The 733-nt window shown below is 57.6% G+C and carries 2 protein-coding genes; both read right to left on the reverse strand.

Translation table 11 applies throughout. From position 1 onward, the window contains the following. On the reverse strand, window positions 1–411 hold a 411-nt coding region (locus ACX3P1_RS28250), incomplete at its 3' end, for an HK97 family phage prohead protease (RefSeq protein WP_459083131.1). Next, window positions 408–733: gene transfer agent family protein (locus ACX3P1_RS28255; RefSeq protein WP_459083133.1), on the reverse strand; the 326-nt coding region annotated here is incomplete at its 5' end. The genes ACX3P1_RS28250 and ACX3P1_RS28255, both read right to left, overlap by 4 nt.

Raw genomic sequence — 733 nt, forward strand, 5'->3', positions numbered from 1 at the left:
ATTGACCGGCCTCTTGCAAAGCGAAATTTCGTTGACGGTTAGATCGGTGAATTCACGCCCGCCATCGGATCGCCGATGAAAGGTTCCGCCCTTCCAAGAGATTGAAAGACCGGCGATAGAGCGGGCTTTTAGGTGCCGGTAAGCATCGACGGCGGGGTCGATACCTTCCACAAACAAGCGGCCCTTAACCTCAAGCCCCTTGTCGGTTTCGGTGAAATCCTCCCAGATGCCGACAACGCGGCGCTGGTCGTGCTCAATGACCATGGGGACGGCCTTGGCGAATTTGATCGCGCCGGGCTGGATTGTATCGCCGACAACATCGGGTGCGCCGAAAGGCCACGCGATGCCCGTAACGGTGCCGGCTTCGTCTAGCGAAACCTCCGCTTTGATTTCGAGAGTTTCGGCGCTCATGCTGCAACCTCATCGATTGCCGGCAATGGTTCGGGGTTGCCGCTCCAAAGGGTTTCGAGAATGTCGAAGGCGAGCGGATAGGTTTCCAAGATCGGGCGCGGCTTGGCGTAGGTGTCGATCTGGATTTGCGCATCGGCTGGTGACATTCCGCCGCCGATCAGGCCAAGCCGGATGATTTCGAGAATGTCGGTGAAGTGGAATTGCGCGCCCATGAATTTGGCATAGAGCGCGCCAATACCAGCACCGGCTTTGCGCTCAAGCTCGAAAACCAATTCAGGTTTGAGGGCGAAAACCTTGTCGCCGTCGCCGAAATAGCGGGTGA

It is taken from the genome of Mesorhizobium sp. A623 (assembly GCF_054489405.1).